We start from the raw sequence: 18,824 nt of genomic DNA, 5'->3' as shown, positions 1-18,824 counted from the left end.
TAATGCAAGTATAACGAGAGGTTGTTTCCAAAAGGTTCAGAGTTGTATCGGAGTTGTAACATTTCTTGATTACCTCTGTTCAAGCAGATAGATTGGGATACAAAATATAGGCAGATGAAATTCATAGAGCAGGGAGATTACGAATGTATTATGAGACCAAAAGAGATATTAATCATCGAGGATGAAGAGTCCATTCGCGATATTTTGTCCTATTCCCTTCGCAAGGAAGGGTTTGAGATCAAGGAGGCAGCTTCAGGTAGAGAAGGACTCAGTCTGCTGCGGGAGTCCAAGCCTGATCTGATTTTGCTGGATCTGATGCTGCCGGATATGAGCGGGTTTGATGTGTGCAGGCAGCTGTCTGTAAATTCAAAAATTCCCGTAATCATGATTACGGCAAAGTCGGATATGCTGGATAAAGTGCTTGGCATGGAGTTGGGTGCGGACGACTACATTACAAAACCTTTTGATATTCGCGAAGTGGTGGCACGTATCCGGGCTATTTTCCGCCGCATTGACCTTATCAGCGAGACGCTGGAGAACCAGTCTTACGAAGTAGTCAGGCTGGGTAAACATATTGAGATTCGCAAGGATGAACGCGAAGTGTGGAAGGATGGAGAACGGGCAGGACTTACCAACAAGGAGTATGACCTGCTGCTATTCCTCGTGAACCACCATCGAAAAGTACATACACGTTCAGAACTGCTGGACAAGGTGTGGGGATTTGATTTTGCAGGGGATACTCGTACAGTGGATATTCATGTGCAGCGTATACGCAAAAAACTGGACAGCGGAGATCAGGGCATATCGATGATTGAAACGGTATTTGGCGTAGGATACAAGCTGAATATTCAGGTGCAAACATGAAATGGACCATCCAGTTCAAGATGGTTGTGCTGTTCTCCGTTATCGTTTTTATCGGTTTCTCGGCACTGCTGATTCTGTCTAACAAGGTTGCCCAAGAGAATATGTACCGTGAAGTGTATGAGGATATGGTGCAGTCCAAAAAAAATCTGGATATCGCTCTGAATCAGTACTTTCTCATCCATAATAAACGCATCAGCAAAAGTTCGCTGGAGGCGGGCAGTCGGGAACTGGAGGAGCAGATCGGTTCTGCGGTTGGCGGTAAAATTACGCTTTATCGTCCCGATGCTTCTCCATACGGCTCGAGTACCGGCGGGGAAAAACTTGTCAAACACACAGACATAGCAGATTTGAGAGAAGCGATGCAGTCTAAAATTGCCTATACGACAAAAGTCGATCAAGGACGGGTTATGGCGAGCCTGTCTTTCCCGGTACAAAGTGACCAGCAGCTTGTTGGTATAGTGCAGCTTGAGAAGGATTACACCGACCTGTATCAGCGCAATATGCGTTTTCAGGATACGATCAAGCTGTTTGCAGCGACGATATTTGTGTTTGTTTTCATTGCTTCGATTTTTATTTCCCGGAAAATTACACAGCCGATTCGTGTACTCACTAAACGTTCTGCCGAAGTGGCCCAAGGCAGTCTGAATGCCGATATTCAGATTGCTACGAAGGATGAGATCGGCGAGCTGGCAGCAAGCTTCACGGTCATGATTGACCGGGTGCGGGAGCAGATCGATGTGATTGAGCGGGAGCGGGACGAAGTGAAACAAGTCCAGGCGCGAAGCAAAGTTTTTTTTGACAATGTGACACATGAACTAAAAACACCCCTGACGACCATTCTGGGCTATGCGCAGATTTTGCGGGATAACGGGTTCACCGACCCGGATTTTTTCGACAAAGGCATGAATTATATCATCAAGGAAAGCCGCCGGCTGAATTCGATGGTTGCGGACATTCTGGAAGTTTCGGTATCCTCGGCAGTCATTGAAAACTATCGCTTTGAACGAGTTGATGTCTCGGATATTATTCGGGAAGCGTGTGAAGATATGTCCATCAAGGCAGGCAAATACAATATCGGCATTCATTATGAGCTTGAGGAAGAACTGTATGTGAGGGGAGATCGGGACAAGCTGAAGGAAGTATTCCTGAACTTGCTGGATAATTCCGTCAAGTACAGTGATGTGAACTCCATCATTGAAGTACAGTCCACGCGGGAAGAACAGACCATTGCCATCCTGATTCAAGATCAGGGAGAGGGCATTGGCGCTGAAGCGCTGAACCATGTATTTGAACCCTTCTATCAGGATAAGGGCATGAACCGAATCGAGAAAGGCAGCGCCGGTTTGGGCTTGTCGATTGTAAAGAACATTGTGGAGCGTCATGGAGGAACAGTGGAAATGAAAAGCATTATACGGGAAGGGACTCAAGTGATGATCCGCCTGCCGGGGGAAAGAAATCAATGAAACATACCGGCTTTTGGCACAAACATCGCGACAAGCTGATGCTGTCCGGTCTGCTCATTGCCTTTGTAGGCGGCATATTCGGGATTGGCAGCCTGTTCAGCATTGGCCAGCTTAAACCGCGTACTGTGATTTTGCCCGGAGCACAGTTCGACAGCCGTCTCGCTCCTCCGGCAAGCAGTACGATCCAGATTGAGTCGGCGACAAAGATTCCAAATGATTTCGTAATCTATGATTTTGATATCGGAGATCGGAATACAATCGTTGTCAACAGCACAGAACGTTCCTATTCGGGACTGCGGCTGCTGAAGCTGTATCTGGATGATAATCAGGTAGAGGAGATCAGCAGCAACACCGATTTTGGCGTTGTGCTGAGCCCGGATCGAACCAAGCTGATGTATGCTCAGTACCGTTCGGGACAAGCTCAACGCGCTGCCTTTATGTATGACATGAAAAGTGGTGAACGCACCAAATTGGGGAAAGAACAATCCTATTTCAGGGAGTTCCTCAATAACGACACTTCAATAAGTCACGATGAGCGGGGTTTCATTCAGACCGATCTGAAGACTGGTCAGGAGCAGGTGTTGTTCTCCGATGAAACCATGATGAAGAAAGTGGGCATTGACACACACGAGGATAAATCAGGCAAGAACTACATCGTCATCGATAGTTTCGAGATCAGTCCGAATTTGAAGCAGGCTTATGTTCTGGTGATGCACAAGGATAACTATGCTGTTTATCGTGTGTCGATCGAGAAGAACCCTGATGTGTCTCTTTATTTGCAATTGAAGGATATTCAGCAGTATCACTTGTTGAAAAACGGGGATATGATCTTTCAGGGAGAAGTGGATCAGGTTCAAGGGCTTTACCGATATCAGGCAGAAAAGAAGAAGCTGAACCTGCTGGTGGAGGGCACATTCTGGAATTTTGACCTGAGTGCGGACGAATCCAGAATAGCCTATGTGAATACACTAGAGAACCAGAAGAATGAACTTCATATCGCCTTCCTGAACGATCAGAGCTTGTCCTCTGATACAGTGATCTACCGCAATATCAACCATTTTATTAAACTAAAATGGTTTGAGGAGGAACTGTTCTTGGCGAGCAGCTCCACCAGCAAGAGTGAGCTGTATCGTTTTAGCTTCAAGGCGTGGTGAGGCGTTTCCAACGAGCATAGAGACAGAACTTACAGAAGGTAAGGCAAGGTAAGGTAAGGTAAGGAATGCACAACTGCCTAAGCCCCCCATTATAGATGAAAATAAGCCCCCTGCATGCAGGCGTTGTACGCTCTGCTGCAGGGCTTTTTGTGCTGACATGTTACAAGTTGGATACAACTCCGTCCTGTCCCGATACATCTGCACCCTATAATAAAGTGAGTGATAGACAGAAATACATAATCAGGAAAAAGAAAGGAAGACATGCGCAAATGCTTCAAGTTGAACATGTATCCCATGCCTTTCGCAATGCACAAGTCGATGTTCCGGTGCTGCAGGATATTAACCTGACAATCCAAGAGGGGCAGATGGTTGCTCTGCTGGGCAGTTCAGGTTCGGGCAAATCCACGCTGCTGAATCTGATGGCTGGCTTAATGAAGCCAACGCAGGGCAAGATTTGGATTGCGGGTCAGGACATTGTACGCTTCAGCGAGAATCGCCTGGCGGAGTTTCGCCGGAGCCATATCGGTTTTATTTTTCAATCCTATGAGCTGCTGTCCAACCTGACTATTCGGGAAAATGTAGAGCTGCCTTTGGTGTTTATGGGCGTGAGACCATCCAAACGCAAAGAAAAGGCGCTGCGCCTGCTGGAGCAGGTGGGACTGGGCGAGAAGTCCAATCTCTTTCCTTCCCAGTTATCGGGCGGTCAGCAGCAGCGGGTTAGTATCGCCCGTTCGCTTATTACAGAGCCTTCGGTCATCTTCGCCGATGAACCAACGGGCAACCTGGATACAGAGACCGAGGAAGAGATCCTTTCCATTCTGCAGCAGCTGAACAGAGAGATGAAAACAACCTTTGTCATTGTGACACACGAAGCCGAGGTAGCGGAACAGATGCAGGTCGTACTGACTTTGCAGCAGGGGAAACTGGTCGAACAGTCTGCCCAGCTGCAGAGCGTATGAGATAAGGCAAAAGGAGAGGAACAGTGAGAATACGGGACGTAGTGCGCATGGCCTGGGGGCAGATCATCCGGCGCAAAGTGGTCACATTGCTCTGTATGATCGGCTTGTCGATTGGATCGGCAGCGATGATTATTGCCCTGAGTGTGGGTCAGTCGGTGCAGACATACAGCGAGAAAACGTTGAACGATAACTACAAGATGGACGAAATTACGATTAGTCCGAACGAGGGGATCAAAACGGGGAATGGCAGCGGAGGAACGAAAAGCAAGTTTGAACGCGGCGCGCTGACCATGGAGAAAATTCGAATTATACAGCGGCTTCCGCATGTCACTGCTGTAGCTCCGATGTTAAAGCTGGATGCACTGGATATGGTGCTTCCCGATGGACGCAGCTCCTATGTGGAAGTCATCGGAACGGAAATGGGGACACTGGGCGGTTTCGGATACAAGTTTTCACAAGGCAGCGGGGCTGAAAATGGACGAACTGCCGTAGTGAACTATGGAGCGACCTATGGTTTTATTGATGCCAAAGTGACCCAGAAGCTGTTTGAGCAGTTGAATTCCGATCCTTATAACAATGATCTTCTGCAGCAGTACAATGAGATGATGATGAAACAGGATCAACTGATGCAGCAGCGTGTTCAATTTAGGTATGAGGACTTTATGAATGGCAGAAAGACCAAGATGAGCGGCACGATACGTGTATCGGGTGAACTGGTCAAACCATCCAATATGGATGATATGAGCGCACAGAATGACAAAAAAGTATATGTGCCGCTCGATACGGCACGTGCCCTGCAGGATGAGCTGGGACTGCAGCAGACGGACAGCCCGGCGCTTAAACGTCTTAATTCGGCTTTGGTGAAAGTGGATAACAAGCGGCATGTCGCCCAGGTTGAGGAGCAGATCAAGAAGCTGACGTTAAACACACAAAGCAATCTCTTTCAGGAAGAGGCTATGGCTGGACAGCTTGCGATGTATCAGAAAGCAGCCATCGGCATTGGCGGTTTCATTATGGTTCTGGCTTCGCTGTCTATTATTGTAGCAATGATCATGTCTACTCATCAGCGGCGCAAGCAGATTGGCGTTATGAAGGTGCTTGGTGCCAACCTGTGGCAGATCCGTCAGATGTTTATAGCGGAGGCAGCCATGCTGGGATTCATTGGTGGCGTGGCGGGTGTAGGCATTGCGTTTGCTGCGCTTGGAGGGGTGAACCAGCTGCTCGCGAGTCAGATGGCTGATCAGGCGGGTGGACCGATGACGGTGGTTATTCAGCAGTCGGCACTGCCGATGGGGATTGTTTTTGCCGTACTTGTCGGTGTGGTATCGGGTATTTATCCAGCAATTAGTGCATCCCGAACTAACGCGCTGAGTGTCATTAAATCGATGTGATCGCTCGGCGAGAGAAGTACGAGCGGAATCCGGGAACTATTTTCAAGACTCAAACTTATCAGTGAAAGGGAATATAACGCATGAAGAAATGGATCAGCATCATCATTACCATTGTACTTATGGCAGGTGCGGGATATTGGGTGTACGAGAAATACAAACCCCAGCCCGAAGCGCCTGTCGAAGCACCACCACCGATTACCTTTGATGTGACACAGGAAACAATGACGCAAACGATACAGGTCAAGGGTAAATCGGTGTATACCGAGCAGACGGACGTATTTGCTCCGTATACTTCCAACATCAAGCAGTGGCATGTCAAGAACGGGGAGCAGGTGAAAAAGGGAGATGTTCTGTTCACGCTGGATACCTCAGCACTGCAGACAGAGGTCAGTCAGATGCAGAGTGATCTGGACAAAGCCCGGTTAGATGTGGAGATGAATCAGATCAGCATCAATCAGGCCGGCATGACCGAAACGTTAGGTGTGACGGAGGAGGAACGCAAAAAAGCTTTTGCAGATCGGGAGAGCAAACGTCTCGCGAATGAATTGAACCAGAAAGCCCTGGTTCTTAAAGAGCAGGAAATACGCAAGAAACAGGACGTGATGAGCAGGGCGGTGGTGTATGCGGCAGCCACAGGTATTTTTCAGTTGAACGATCAAGAGAGCAAAACACGGGCAGTTACGGAAGGGCAGCTGATCGGCTCAATTACGAATACTGGCAAAATGAAATTCATGACCATTGTGGGTGAAGAAGAGATGTTCAGGCTTAAGGCAGGCATGCCGGTACAGGTGCGAATGAGTGCACAGAAGGACTTGAAATTTACCGGAACCGTAAGCAAAGTGTCCAAATTTGCCCGAAAAAGCTCGGATACCGATCTGAAACAAGCTTCACAGTTCGATGTTGTCATTGATCTGAAGCCGGATGCCCGTATGTATGGTGGTGTCAGCCTTGAGGGAGATATTGAAACGATGCGCAAAGACAAGGTGACTGCCGTATCCAGCCTTGCCATTATGCGAGATCAGCCGGACCCTTATGTGCTGCTGGATAAAGGAAACGGAAAGTTGGAGCAGGTTTCGATTAAAACCGGAATGGAGTCAGGGGATAAAACGGAGGTGATCAGCGGTTTGAAGCCGGGAGATGTTGTTGTTATTCAATAAAGTTGAGGCTGGGGATGTCAGCCAAAAGCCAGAATTGGGTAAATAGTCGACCTGACTTGTAAAAGGTTCATTGCGGGGGAGGCATGCCGTAATGGGCCTTTTCGCTTTGGGGACGGTGGAGAAGAGAAATCCTCCTTTTTATGTGGAAAAAAATATAATTAAATTTATATAATTCAATTTACAGTAATATTTACATGTCGTATAATCACACTATAAGGAGGTGAACAGGCAGTCATCAAAGGTTGAAGCCTTTTCTAAAAGTTCAAAAGGTAAGCGCTTACGAGATTTACGGTTATGCATTCCAACTTCTCTGTTCTTCAACCGAATCGTCCCAGGATATGGATCAGCTGGACTACCGCGGTATACTCTCATGGATTTGACCCCTCACACACACTCACAAAGCATCTCTACCCGAATACACCCGACGTTTATTTTGCTTAACCTCATTTTATCGATGATGGAGGCGATCGAAACACTACTCACTCTCATGCACTTTGTGCCATGCATCCTGCTTATACACAGAGGAACAGCAGACATAAGTTCAATCCAATCGATCTAAGGGAAAGGTGGAACTATGAAGAAAACAATGAAAACAAAATCAAGAGGCCGGAAGATACTGCACAAAGGTGTAAAACACATGATGGCAGCTGCGCTGCTTGCAGCAGGAATCTTCCCGGGCATGTCTTCAGGCGTGGCTCAGGCGGCTGAGGCGCATGTGAATAATCCTTTTGTCGGTGCGACGGCATATCTCAATGAGGACTATTCTGCACTAGTGGATACCTCTATTGCACTTACCAATGATGCTTCGCTGAAGGCCAAGATGGAAACGGTGAAATCCTATCCTACAGCGGTATGGATTGACCGTATTGCAGCGATCTACGGCGGGGCAGATAATGCTGGCCGCAAGAGCGTAGAGGAACATCTGGACGCAGTGCTCGCTCAGAAGAAGCCGGGCGTACCTATTACGGCGTCCTTTGTTATCTATAACCTGCCGGGCCGGGACTGTCATGCCCTTGCGTCGAACGGAGAGCTTCCTTTAACCCAGGCGGCTTTGCAGACGTATAAAACGGATTACATTGACGTGATCGCAGATATTTTCGCCGATCCGAAATATCAGGATATCCGTATCATTGCCATTATTGAACCGGACAGTCTGCCGAACCTGGTAACCAACCTCAGCACACCTGCTTGTGGTCAAGCGGCGTCAACAGGCATTTATGAGGCTGGGGTAAAATATGCTTTGGACAAGCTGCATGCGATTCCTAATGTGTACAACTATCTCGATATCGGTCACTCGGGCTGGCTCGGATGGGATAACAACCGAACTGAAGCAGTAGCGCTCTATACCGATGTGGTAGGCGATACGCTCGGTGGACTGAGCAGTGCGGATGGCTTCATTACTAATACAGCCAACACAACACCGCTGGCTGAACCGAACCTTTCGAATCCTGACTTGAACATTGGTGGACAACCAATTCGTTCCGCGAAGTTCTATGAATGGAATCCGTATTTTGACGAAACCGATTTCACAGCGAAGCTGTATGCGGATTTTGTACAAGCAGGATGGCCGGCGAGCACCGGTTTCCTGATTGATACAAGTCGTAACGGATGGGGCGGGGAGAATCGTCCCGCTGCAGCTGTGGGCAGCAACATCAATGATTACGTCAATTCCGGTCGTGTGGATCGACGGGAGCACCGGGGCAACTGGTGTAATGCAAGCGGAGCTGGGATCGGAGAAGCGCCAAAGGCAGCTCCAGGACCTGCACATCTGGATGCCTATGTATGGGTAAAACCTCCAGGTGAATCGGATGGCTCCAGTTCTGAAATTCCGAACAATGAAGGCAAAGGCTTCGACCGGATGTGTGATCCAACGTATACAACGAAGGATGGAGTGCTGACAGGTGCAATGCCTAACGCGCCGGTATCAGGCCACTGGTTCCATGAACAATTTGTGCAGCTGGTGAAGAACTCCTTCCCAGTACTGCCAGAGAGCAGCGGAGGCAATCCTCCGGGCGGAAACACAGCTCCGGCAGCACCTGCTTCCGTAACAGCCGCCGCGGGCAATGCTCAAGTGACCTTAACATGGTCGGCTTCCGCAGGTGCGACGAGTTACAGCGTGAAACGTGCGCTCAGCGCATCCGGACCGTTTGTGACGGTTGCTGCGAATGTCAGCGGAACAACATACACCAATACAGGTCTGACCAACGGCACAACGTACTATTATGTAGTGACAGCAAGCAATGCGGCAGGCGAAAGCGTCAATTCGGCAGCTGCAATGGCAACGCCAGCGGCAGCTGTAACAGCTCCTGCGGCACCAACGGCTCTGACTGCAACCGCTGGAAACGCACAGGTGAGCCTGTCCTGGACAGCTTCCGCAGGTGCGACCAGCTATAACGTGAAACGTGCGCTGACTGCTGCAGGTCCATTCACAACGATTGCTTCCAATGTAACAGCAGCGTCGTATACCAACACTGATCTGACGAATGGCACAACCTATTATTACGTGGTAAGTGCGGTGAATGCAGCGGGACAAAGTGCAAATTCTGCTGTCGCTTCTGCAACACCAGCAGGTGGTGTGGTCGTACCGACAAGTGATCTGGTGGTGCAGTATCGTGTAGGAGATACCAATGCATTGGATAACCAGATCAGACCTTTGTTCAACATCAAAAATCTGGGCAGTACTGCAGTAGAACTGAGTGACTTGAAACTCCGTTATTACTTCACCAAAGAAGGCACAGCGGCAATGGATTCCGCTATTGACTATGCTGTAGTTGGTGCGGCTAACATTGAACGTACCTTCGGAGAGGGATATGTTGAGCTGAGCTTCACCTCCGGCGCCGGAAGCATTGCTGCTGGCGGACAATCCGGTGATATTCAGCTTCGCATGTTCAAAACGGACTGGTCGAACTTTGACGAGAGTGATGACTATTCCTATGATCCAACCAAAACGTCTTATGCGGATTGGGACAAAGTTACGCTCTACCAAGACGGCAATCTCGTATGGGGAATTGAGCCGTAATGCTGTCTGGCTGTAGTACTTCTTGTTCCTAGCGATGATTGAACAGGTCAAGATTAAGCAGCCGAGGCTTAACAATTCGCTGTTCAAACCTGAATACCGCCCTTTCCCGTCAGGGAAAGCGGCGGTATTTGGGTTGTAGAGCTGCCCTGGAACGTTTGCAGGTCGATCACAGCTGACAGGTACTGCTTCTTAGAGGTGCTGTGCTTCGAAGAGTTGTCGGCATACATGCAAAATTCCTTCGGCATAGGGATAGGGTGCAATAGATTTATGATAGGCTTTGGCTTCGGCTGTAGCATTCTGGAGAAGATATCCGTGAGCAGCCGTCTGCAGCATCTCAATATCATTTCCGCTGTCACCAAAAGCGAGTGTATTCGATAGAGGAACCTGAGTATACTCGATCAGAAACTGAAGCGCAGCTTTTTTCCCGTTCCAAGCGGGATAAAATCAACATCGTAAGCATCTTCCGGATCGCCAGCCTTGGGGTTGCATTGATTGATATTGATTCCAATACCGGCGCAGGAAGCCAAGTGTTTGATCACTGACAGATCATATTGGGTTTTAACTGAGGATGCTTCATAATAGTAATAGTTCATTTTGTATCCCGATTGGCCAAACTGCGTCTGTTCATGAAGAACAATATTGTAGGTATGCTTCAATTCGGCGATAAGGTCCTCGACGTCTCCACGGGAAAAGCCCGAGCGTTGGATTTTCTTTTGCCAGGAAGGGATAGCGGTCCATGTCCCATCGGAACACAGTTCCCATAGATCTGTTCCCAGATTGCTGGCGATATAATGAGGAAGCTGTGTCATGCCTGCCATTTTCATTTTGAGCTGAATCTGTTTCATGCTGCTGCCGGTAATCCAGGCCGTTTTTACTTGATGACTGAAGGTCAGCTTATTCATATAACGTTCGAGTTCATATACCCTCTCCAGCTGTTCTGGCAGACATTCATGAGGGAAGTAGGTTTCGTCAAAATCAAACAGGATCAGATACTGGGTTTTAACCGGAATGTGTATTGTATCCAAGCGGTGTAATACCTCCTAAGTTTAGTTACTTGTATCTTAGAAGCTGGGAACGTTCCCAGGTCAATTCTTTATGACGAGGTGTTTTTTGTTGCCAACCATTATTGATATCTCCCGTGCAAGCGGTCTGTCCAAATCCACCGTATCCCGGGTATTGAACAATCATCCACATGTGTCTGATGAAAGCAGGGCGAAGGTGAAGGAAGCCGTTCAGAAGCTTGGATATGTTCGGAACACACATGGAGTACAGCTTCGCCTTCAGGAAAGTCGTCATATCGGGGTCATTGTCCCGGATGTGGAGCATCCTTTTTTCAGTCAGCTTGTTAGTGAGCTCAGTCGTTCTTTGGGTTCAAGAGCATATCGGGTTGTGATTTATCAAACGGAGTTCTCACGAACGCTGGAAAAGGAAGTCTACGAACGCCTGCTGCGCCGTGAGATGGATGCCGTCATTATTGCGCATTCAAATTACACGGAGAAAGAGATTAAAGAATGTATAGGCACAGGCGTTGGCATCATCTGCAATGAAGCTATGGAGGGAGAGTTTCTGGATGTCTTCCGGCTGGATGAGCAGGATGCAGTGTACCAAGCAGCGTCCTACCTGCTCTCCAGAGGGCGGGAGCAGCTGCTTTTCGGAATGGATCATGAGACGCCACTGCAGCAGAAAAGGTGGGCTGGATTCCAGCAGGCCCATCAAGAATCTGGCAAGGTATGCTTACGTTCACAGTGTCATTCAGGACTGATTACAATGCAGGATGGGTATGCGTGGGGTGAACGTATATTCACTGCGGCATCATGGCCGGACGGTATCATAACAGGCAGTGATTACGCAGCTGCAGGATTGCTGAAGGCAGCGCAGAAATACGGAGTTTTGATCCCTGAGCAGGTATCTGTAATCGGCTTCGATAATCATCCAGTAAGTCTGATGACCACTCCGGAACTGACCACATTACCCAACCGGATTCCGGAGATGGTAAGAGATGTCACCGAATGTCTGATTCAACGTCTGGAAGGCATGCGGTCTGCTCCTGTGCTGCGTACATACCAAACTTCGCTGATTATTCGTGGGTCAGGGTAATATCGTGATTTCCCAGCTGAGCAGATACACTGAATATTAATTATTTTAGACGGATATTTGCCTATGGTCAGGAGATAAGGATGTCTATAATAGTACCGGGTAGGCGGTAAAGTTTGTTCTGCATTTCATTCGAACAGGATAGATCGCATAGTGTGGATCGAAGAGGATGAAAAGAAGAACGGCCAGAGCCGCCTGCAGATCAAGGTTTCTCTTTTCATTTATGTAAGCGCAAACATTATGCTGAAGGAGCGTGAAGCTGGATGAATGTGAAAACAACTACGCCGGTAGATGCAGGGAGCATTAGTGGGCAGTATTCCAGAAAAAGAAGGATAAGCGGCTCACGATTACCCCTTGCAGCCAAAGTGCTCTCATCTGCACTCAGTTTGGCTTTGGTCCTTGGTGGAACCGCCGGGATCACCGGAGCGGATACTTCACAATTTCAGGGAGGTGGTGCCTTGGAGGCAGACATGAATGCCAAAGACAAAGGTGGCAGCCGTGGGAAAGGCATACAGCTGGAGAAGCTGGATCGAGGGCTGGTGGCGGCTTCGACGTCCGAAGGCGTTTTTCTAAGCTGGAGATTACTTGGCGACGAGGCGACAGGGTACAGCGACAAGGGGCTAACAGGTACGGATTTCAATGTTTATCGGGATGGCATAAAGATTGCAGCAGTTACAGACAGCACCAACTATGTCGACAGCACGGGCAATACTTCTTCTCGTTATGAAGTTGCTGCGGTGAACAGCAAGGGGAAAGAAAGCAAACGCAGCGCATCCGTCAAACCTTGGGCGAACGGGTATGTTGATATTCCACTGCAAAAGCCGGCTGATGGTGTAACACCAGCAGGTGAAGCTTACACCTACAGCGCCAATGACATGAGTGTCGGCGATGTGGATGGAGATGGACAGTACGAGTTTTTTGTCAAATGGGAGCCGTCCAACGCCAAGGACGTATCGCAAAAAGGTTATACCGGAAACACCTACGTAGACTGTTACACGCTGGACGGACAGCTGCTGTACCGGATTGATCTGGGAGTTAACATTCGTTCGGGTGCGCATTATACGCAGATGCTTGTTTATGATTTTGACGGAGATGGTAAGGCCGAACTGATGTTCAAAACTGCTCCGGGCACACAAATTATTAAATACAACAAAAAGGGAAAACCAACTTCACAGAAGTACATCACACTGCCGAAGGAAGATCGTAAAGCTGGGGTTACAAATGAGGATGACTATCGCCTGAGTGCTGAGGGGTACTATGATCATGTTGTCGAGATGTTCCGAAACTGGCATAAACACGAAGAGGTAGTCAAAGGAAACTGGCCTGCGACGCTGGAAGAAGCGTTTGGTATGGAGAAAAAGTACAGCTATCCGTTATCCCGGCAGGATGCGGAAAGTCTGGCCGACTATTTCATGGATGTGTACGCACCGCAGCGGAGCGCTCGCAATGAACTGCGCAAGTTCGAAGGATTTATTGTCGATGGGCCGGAGTATATTACCGTATTTGAAGGGAAGTCGGGAAAAGAATTACAAACCGTCCCGTATGAACCGGGACGCCATGATGACGGCCTGATGTGGGGTGATTATGCGATGGCGCGCATTGAACCGGCCAACCGGGTGGACCGTTTCCTGGCGGGAGCTGCCTATCTGGATGGCAGAAAACCGTCTGCGATTTTTGCGCGTGGATATTACACTCGCTCCACCATGGCTGCCTACAATTGGGATGGCAGGAAACTGAAAAAAGAGTGGATGGTAGACAGCGGCTGGACACCGATGAAGAACCCGTTTAATGACGGGCCGCATGGTGTAGATGGAACAGATCCGCGGTACGGCTCCATTACGACGCAGGGAGCACACTATTTCAGTGTGGCTGATGTGGATGGGGACGGCAAACAGGAGATTATCTATGGTTCGGCCACGATTGACCATGATGGCAGTGTGCTGTACAGCTCCACCGATGTCATGCCGCCTGAAAGTGCTGCACCGGGGACCACGGCCCGTCTCGGACACGGTGATGCGCTGCATGTCGCAGACATCGACCCGGATCGCCCGGGGCTGGAAATATTCATGGTGCATGAGGGTGGACCTTGGGCACCGTACGGATACTCCCTGCGTGATGCGAAAACCGGAGAAGTGATCTATGGCGGGTATACGGGCAAAGATACCGGTCGCGGCATGGTCGGGGATGTTGATCCAACCCGGCGCGGGCTGGAGACATGGGCTGTCGGATTATGGACAGCACAGGGTGAAAAAATAAGTGATCAGGCGCCCGGAACCAATATGAGCATTCGCTGGGCTGCAGACATGACCACCCAGATTGTGGACGGTGCCATCGATGTTACGCCTACAATCAAGGATTGGAAACGCGGCACGCTGCTGACCGCAGCGGGAACCTTAACCAATAACCATACCAAAGGTACACCTTCGCTGGTCGCAGATATATTCGGTGACTGGCGTGAAGAGATGCTTGTGCGCACGGCCGACAGTTCTGCTATACGTATCTATCTAAGCACCGAAAAGACGGATCGCAAGCTGTACACGCTGATGCATGATGCGATGTACCGCGTGGGCATTGCCGGACAGAACAGCGGCTATAATCAGCCATCCTACCCGTCCTTCTACATGGCATCCGATATCGATTGGTCAAAGGTGACGCTGCCGAACTTCTATACCCCGGGAAAAGGCAAGGGGGATAAGTAAGCAGCTTAGGTGAATTGAAGGCAAATGACAATCGCAGCAGCCGGAAAAGCTCTGGAATTCTATCCTGTGTAATGATAACTCAGGGACATTCCAGAGCTTTTTTTGATCTGATGGCTGGATATTACTTTTCGTTATTTTCGGTTAAGTGAGCCGCAGAAGCGAAAGATTCCAGCGTATATTGACCATCGTGATAGATCAGTTTGGTGATCGAACATTCGGGAACAAGACGATTCTGCATCACCAGAAAATTAGGGTGCCAACGGTTTAACTCTTCCTCGGAGAAGGTTTGCACCAGAAAATCGGTAATCAGCCCGCCGTGTGTTGCCAAAACAATATGACTTCCGGGCGGCTCCTGTGCCGCCAGCTCATTGAGCAAGGACGCCAGTCGTGTCCCTGCCTGCTTGGCCGAATCGCCGACGGGGGGAACGAACTCGGGGTCTGCTGTACACTGGTTCCACAAGTCAACAAATTGTTCAAAGGTCTGCTCAGGAACATCGCCCCAATTCGCGCGCTCCCGCAGGCGTGCATCTTCCGTTACATCGGATTGGGTGAGGGAAGCGATAGCCTGAGCGGTTTCTTGTGCTCTGCGAAGAGGACTCGCTACAATGCGGTGGATATCATATGAAGCGCTTGCAAAGTGCCGGGCGGTTAATTCGGCTTGTCGGCTGCCTTCCGGGGTAAGCGGTACGTCCCCGATATCCCTTTTTTTGATACCATGCCTCACCAGATAAAAGGTTGTACTCATCGTATGAAATCTCCTTCTTACTGTATTTTAGGAAGAAACGATTAATGATATCAGGACCCAGCAGATGCTTGGAGAGAACTTCCCATCTTTCATTAGATATAAACAGTGTAAATGGACTCCGATCCCAATTCAATAATTTCCAATCGATCAACTATTCAAAGGCGGCCAGCGGATGATTCAATGGAATCATATTTAAAACGTTTTGTAAGGTATATAATGAATTCATATGATGAAATTCAATACAGTAGAGCACGGAGGTCTATCATGATGAAAAAATTGTTTTTATCCGCTTCCTTTGAAGAGACTGCAGGTTTGTTAGACACATTGGAAGAGGAGTTATCCGGGAGAACGGTGACCTTTATCCCGACAGCTGCTGTTCATGAGCCATACGATGCTTATGTACATGCAGGCAGACAGGCCCTTGAGAAGCGTGGGCTTATCGTAGAAGAGCTGGAAGTATCCACTGCATCGGTTGAAGAAACAGCAGACAAGCTGCAGCGAAGTGATCTGATCTACGTATCAGGCGGGAATACGTTTTTTCTGCTGCAGGAACTTCGTAGAAGCGGAGCAGAACAGTGGATTCAAGCTCATATTCGGGAGGGGAAAATATATATAGGAGAGTCGGCGGGTTCCATTGTACTTGCCCCCGATATTGCATATGTAAAGGCCATGGATGATTGTGCTGCAGCACCGGATTTATCCAGTTATGAAGGACTGCATGCCATTGATTTTTATCCTGTTCCGCATGTAGGCTGTTTCCCGTTTGTCGAATCGGCGGCACAAGTCATTGCAGCCTATGAGTCTGCACTGCCTCTTGTCCCGATTACGAACTCCCAGGTTATTGTTGTGGATGGAGAGCAGCACCGGATCGTTGGTATTTAACGTCAATTTCCTGAATTATAAGGAAGGGAATCCCGGCACCGTTTTCCATTACTGCGCATGAAGGGAGGAGTCAGGAGGGGATGAATCGAACCGAATCCTTTTCAGGAAGTCTTTTTCGAGAACCACTTCGAACAGAAGACTGGGGGCCGCAATTTTTCGCGTACTATTACAAGCAGTGGGATGACTATCAGATGTCCTATCACACCCATAATTCTACGGAAATTATGTACATCATTTCAGGGATATGCCGGGTAGATGTGATGATGGCTGATGGAAGTTCGGAACAGGCCGTGTTGAAAAAAGGGCAGTTTATCCTGCTGGATGCAGGCGTTCCCCATCGACTGCTGGTGCAGGACGGCGTGCCGTGCCGGATGCTGAATGTCGAGTTTGGATTTACCCCTGCTGCACCCGGACAACCTTCCATCAGACGGCTTGCACTGGAGGAAGAAGCAGTGCATACTTTTCTGACCCATACCGCTCCTTATCTCGTACTGCCTGACCCGGAAGAGGTGTATTACACAATGAAAAGCCTGGTGCTGGAACTGGATCAGCGCGGGATGATGGAACGGCGAAAGGGAGAGAAGCAGAAGGAAACGGACATTCCCGCTGCTGTAAATCCGGGTGTTATTCCCCCGCACGAGCGCACGCTTCATCGTGAGGCTCGAAACCTGACAACTCCCGATCAGGGAACACTGGTGCGGACTCTATTTATTCAACTGCTCGTTCGCATGGCAAGACTGCGGGGAGAAATGGAGCGAAGCATGCTGGACCAGACAGAAGTGTATGTGAAACGGGCAGTTGAATTCATGTATCAGAATATGGATCGCAGTATTCAGATGAAGCATATAGCCGCCGCGGTTAATCTGCACCCCGGTTATCTGCACCGCCTTTTCCGTAACTACACCCAGCGGACTCCGACCGATTACCTGACGATGCTGCGGATGGAAAAAGCGAAGATGCTGCTGCAGCAAACCGATATCCCGATCTCCGAAATTTCGGACTACGTTGGTGTGGGAAGCCGGCAGTATTTTCATATGTTGTTCAAGAAGTACACCGGGATGACACCTGTTCAATTCCGAGGTTCGATCGAGCGGACACAATGGAGGTACCCGGAGGAATTGGAATAAAAGCGGCAGTTCATTTAACATAAAGCCTGACAGAAAGTAAGTGTTGAATCGAAAGGGTATTCATGCTATTCTGTGTTCAGAGTAACGATTCATTTATAAGTTAAGGTTATGATAATCATATATTCAGGATTGTGACTGTTCGGCAGGCGATACCTAAATTGTTCGTAGTAGACATGAGCTGTACATGCTGCTGCTTCAATTTAGGTTTTTTTTATGGAGTAGTACCGAGACAAAAAAATGATGAGACGGGGGTGATGCAGATGAAGATTAGAAAAATATTTAACAACAATGTGATTTTACTGACCGACGACAACGGGGACGAAATGATTGTGATGGGAAAAGGGATAGGATACAACAAACATAACCAAGACGACATTGACTTCTCTCAGGTGGAGAAGAAGTTTGTGGTCGAGAAAGCGACGTCTGACAAACTGATGGGTCTGATTGGCGAAATTCCAACAGAACATCTGGAGCTGTCCAATGAAATTATTGAATATGCCGAACAGCAGCTTGCTCTTAAATTCAGTGACAACATCTACATTACCCTGACAGATCACATCAGCTTTGCGATCAGAAGATTTCCTGAAGGCATCATCGTAAAAAATGCCCTGCTGTGGGAGATCAAAAAATTTTATGCTTCCGAATACGAGGTCGCTCTGAACGCCCTGAACATTGTTGAACAGAAAACAGGTGTGAGGCTGCCGGAGGATGAGGCTGGTTCCATTGCCCTTCATTTTGTTAATGCGCAGCAGCGTGGACAGGATATGAAGCAAACCTATCAGATGACAAAGATTGTTAACGATCTGGCAAACATCGTGAAATATCATTTTGGAATTAAACTGGATGAAAGTTCGATTAATTACAGTCGTTTTCTTACACATCTGCGGTATTTTGCATACAGGATTTTACATGATGAGCTGATTCCCGAGGAGAGGGATTCTTTGTACGATCATGTGAAGGACAAGTACCCTGAATCGTATGCATGTGCCAAAAAGATTAGGAATTACCTGAAGATTAATTACGAAAAGAAAACAACGAATGAGGAAATGGTTTATTTCATGATCCATATTCATCGGGTCACCCACCGGGAGCATGAGCTGACGGAAGAATGAAGAACAGCGATGAAACCCTGACAGACAAATGAGGAATGAACAAGAAAGAGAATAGATCTAGGGATTGTGACTGTTCGGCAGGCGAAACCTGAACTGAGGCTGGTGTATTGACTTAAGGTCAGTAGACGAGCTTCAGTTCAGGTTTTTATTTTTATCAC

Annotated in this window: 16 protein-coding genes; 12 read left to right on the top strand and 4 right to left on the bottom strand. The window is 48.5% G+C overall.

Going from position 1 to position 18,824, the window contains the following annotated elements:
* The first annotated feature begins 150 nt into the window (after positions 1-150).
* From ABXS70_RS20880 to ABXS70_RS20850, 7 genes are all read left to right on the top strand, one after another.
* Positions 151-864, top strand: coding sequence for a response regulator transcription factor (locus tag ABXS70_RS20880; protein WP_342554457.1), 714 nt, complete (start codon positions 151-153; stop codon positions 862-864).
* Complete coding sequence (locus ABXS70_RS20875; RefSeq protein ID WP_366290517.1) at positions 861-2,327, top strand: HAMP domain-containing sensor histidine kinase; 1,467 nt, start codon at positions 861-863, stop codon at positions 2,325-2,327. Before ABXS70_RS20880 ends, ABXS70_RS20875 begins: the two co-directional genes overlap by 4 nt.
* Positions 2,324-3,481 carry a hypothetical protein gene (locus ABXS70_RS20870; RefSeq protein ID WP_342554459.1) on the top strand — a complete coding sequence of 386 codons (1,158 nt, stop codon included), beginning with the start codon at positions 2,324-2,326 and terminating at the stop codon, positions 3,479-3,481. The genes ABXS70_RS20875 and ABXS70_RS20870 overlap by 4 nt, the downstream gene beginning before the upstream one ends.
* A gap of 269 nt (positions 3,482-3,750) precedes the next feature.
* Positions 3,751-4,440: an ABC transporter ATP-binding protein gene (locus ABXS70_RS20865; protein ID WP_342554460.1), complete on the top strand. Its 690-nt coding sequence runs from the start codon at positions 3,751-3,753 to the stop codon at positions 4,438-4,440.
* A gap of 23 nt (positions 4,441-4,463) precedes the next feature.
* Positions 4,464-5,831: an ABC transporter permease gene (locus ABXS70_RS20860; protein WP_342554461.1), complete on the top strand. Its 1,368-nt coding sequence runs from the start codon at positions 4,464-4,466 to the stop codon at positions 5,829-5,831.
* 80 nt (positions 5,832-5,911) lie between these two features.
* Positions 5,912-6,988, top strand: a complete 1,077-nt coding sequence (locus tag ABXS70_RS20855) for an efflux RND transporter periplasmic adaptor subunit (RefSeq protein ID WP_366290512.1) — start codon at positions 5,912-5,914, stop codon at positions 6,986-6,988.
* A gap of 586 nt (positions 6,989-7,574) precedes the next feature.
* Complete coding sequence (locus ABXS70_RS20850; RefSeq protein ID WP_342556240.1) at positions 7,575-10,007, top strand: glycoside hydrolase family 6 protein; 2,433 nt, start codon at positions 7,575-7,577, stop codon at positions 10,005-10,007.
* 83 nt (positions 10,008-10,090) lie between these two features.
* On the opposite strand, the gene ABXS70_RS20845 is transcribed toward ABXS70_RS20850, so the two are convergent.
* The 3 genes from ABXS70_RS20845 to ABXS70_RS20835 are packed head-to-tail and all read right to left on the bottom strand — an operon-like array spanning position 10,091 to position 11,032.
* On the bottom strand, positions 10,091-10,234 hold the full coding sequence (locus ABXS70_RS20845) for a hypothetical protein (RefSeq protein ID WP_366290509.1): 144 nt from the start codon (positions 10,232-10,234) through the stop codon (positions 10,091-10,093).
* Entirely contained in the window at positions 10,197-10,406 is a 210-nt protein-coding gene (locus ABXS70_RS20840; RefSeq protein WP_366296718.1) for an HAD hydrolase family protein, read from the bottom strand. The genes ABXS70_RS20845 and ABXS70_RS20840 overlap by 38 nt, the downstream gene beginning before the upstream one ends.
* Positions 10,406-11,032, bottom strand: a complete 627-nt coding sequence (locus ABXS70_RS20835) for an HAD family hydrolase (protein ID WP_366290506.1) — start codon at positions 11,030-11,032, stop codon at positions 10,406-10,408. The genes ABXS70_RS20840 and ABXS70_RS20835 overlap by 1 nt, the downstream gene beginning before the upstream one ends.
* Before the next feature lie 88 nt (positions 11,033-11,120).
* Between ABXS70_RS20835 and ABXS70_RS20830 the strand changes: the two genes are divergently transcribed.
* Both ABXS70_RS20830 and ABXS70_RS20825 read left to right on the top strand, forming a co-directional pair.
* On the top strand, positions 11,121-12,104 hold the full coding sequence (locus tag ABXS70_RS20830; RefSeq protein ID WP_342554464.1) for a LacI family DNA-binding transcriptional regulator: 984 nt from the start codon (positions 11,121-11,123) through the stop codon (positions 12,102-12,104).
* Positions 12,105-12,364: 260 nt separating this feature from the next.
* Complete coding sequence (locus ABXS70_RS20825) at positions 12,365-14,800, top strand: rhamnogalacturonan lyase (protein ID WP_366290502.1); 2,436 nt, start codon at positions 12,365-12,367, stop codon at positions 14,798-14,800.
* A gap of 121 nt (positions 14,801-14,921) precedes the next feature.
* On the opposite strand, the gene ABXS70_RS20820 is transcribed toward ABXS70_RS20825, so the two are convergent.
* Positions 14,922-15,545, bottom strand: a complete 624-nt coding sequence (locus ABXS70_RS20820; protein WP_342554466.1) for a histidine phosphatase family protein — start codon at positions 15,543-15,545, stop codon at positions 14,922-14,924.
* A 264-nt stretch (positions 15,546-15,809) separates the two neighbouring features.
* Here ABXS70_RS20820 and ABXS70_RS20815 point away from each other — a divergent pair, with 264 nt between their 5' ends.
* The 3 genes from ABXS70_RS20815 to licT all read left to right on the top strand — a co-directional run bounded on the left by ABXS70_RS20815 (position 15,810) and on the right by licT (position 18,666).
* Complete coding sequence (locus ABXS70_RS20815) at positions 15,810-16,427, top strand: Type 1 glutamine amidotransferase-like domain-containing protein (protein WP_342554467.1); 618 nt, start codon at positions 15,810-15,812, stop codon at positions 16,425-16,427.
* Positions 16,428-16,507: 80 nt separating this feature from the next.
* Complete coding sequence (locus tag ABXS70_RS20810) at positions 16,508-17,554, top strand: AraC family transcriptional regulator (RefSeq protein WP_366290498.1); 1,047 nt, start codon at positions 16,508-16,510, stop codon at positions 17,552-17,554.
* A 260-nt stretch (positions 17,555-17,814) separates the two neighbouring features.
* Positions 17,815-18,666: a BglG family transcription antiterminator LicT gene (gene licT, locus ABXS70_RS20805; protein WP_342554469.1), complete on the top strand. Its 852-nt coding sequence runs from the start codon at positions 17,815-17,817 to the stop codon at positions 18,664-18,666.
* Positions 18,667-18,824 lie beyond the last annotated feature (158 nt).

It is taken from the genome of Paenibacillus sp. AN1007 (assembly GCF_040702995.1).
GTDB lineage: Bacteria > Bacillota > Bacilli > Paenibacillales > Paenibacillaceae > Paenibacillus.
The sequence above is the reverse complement of the archived record's forward strand: the minus strand, read 5'-3'. Positions and strand labels throughout refer to the sequence as shown.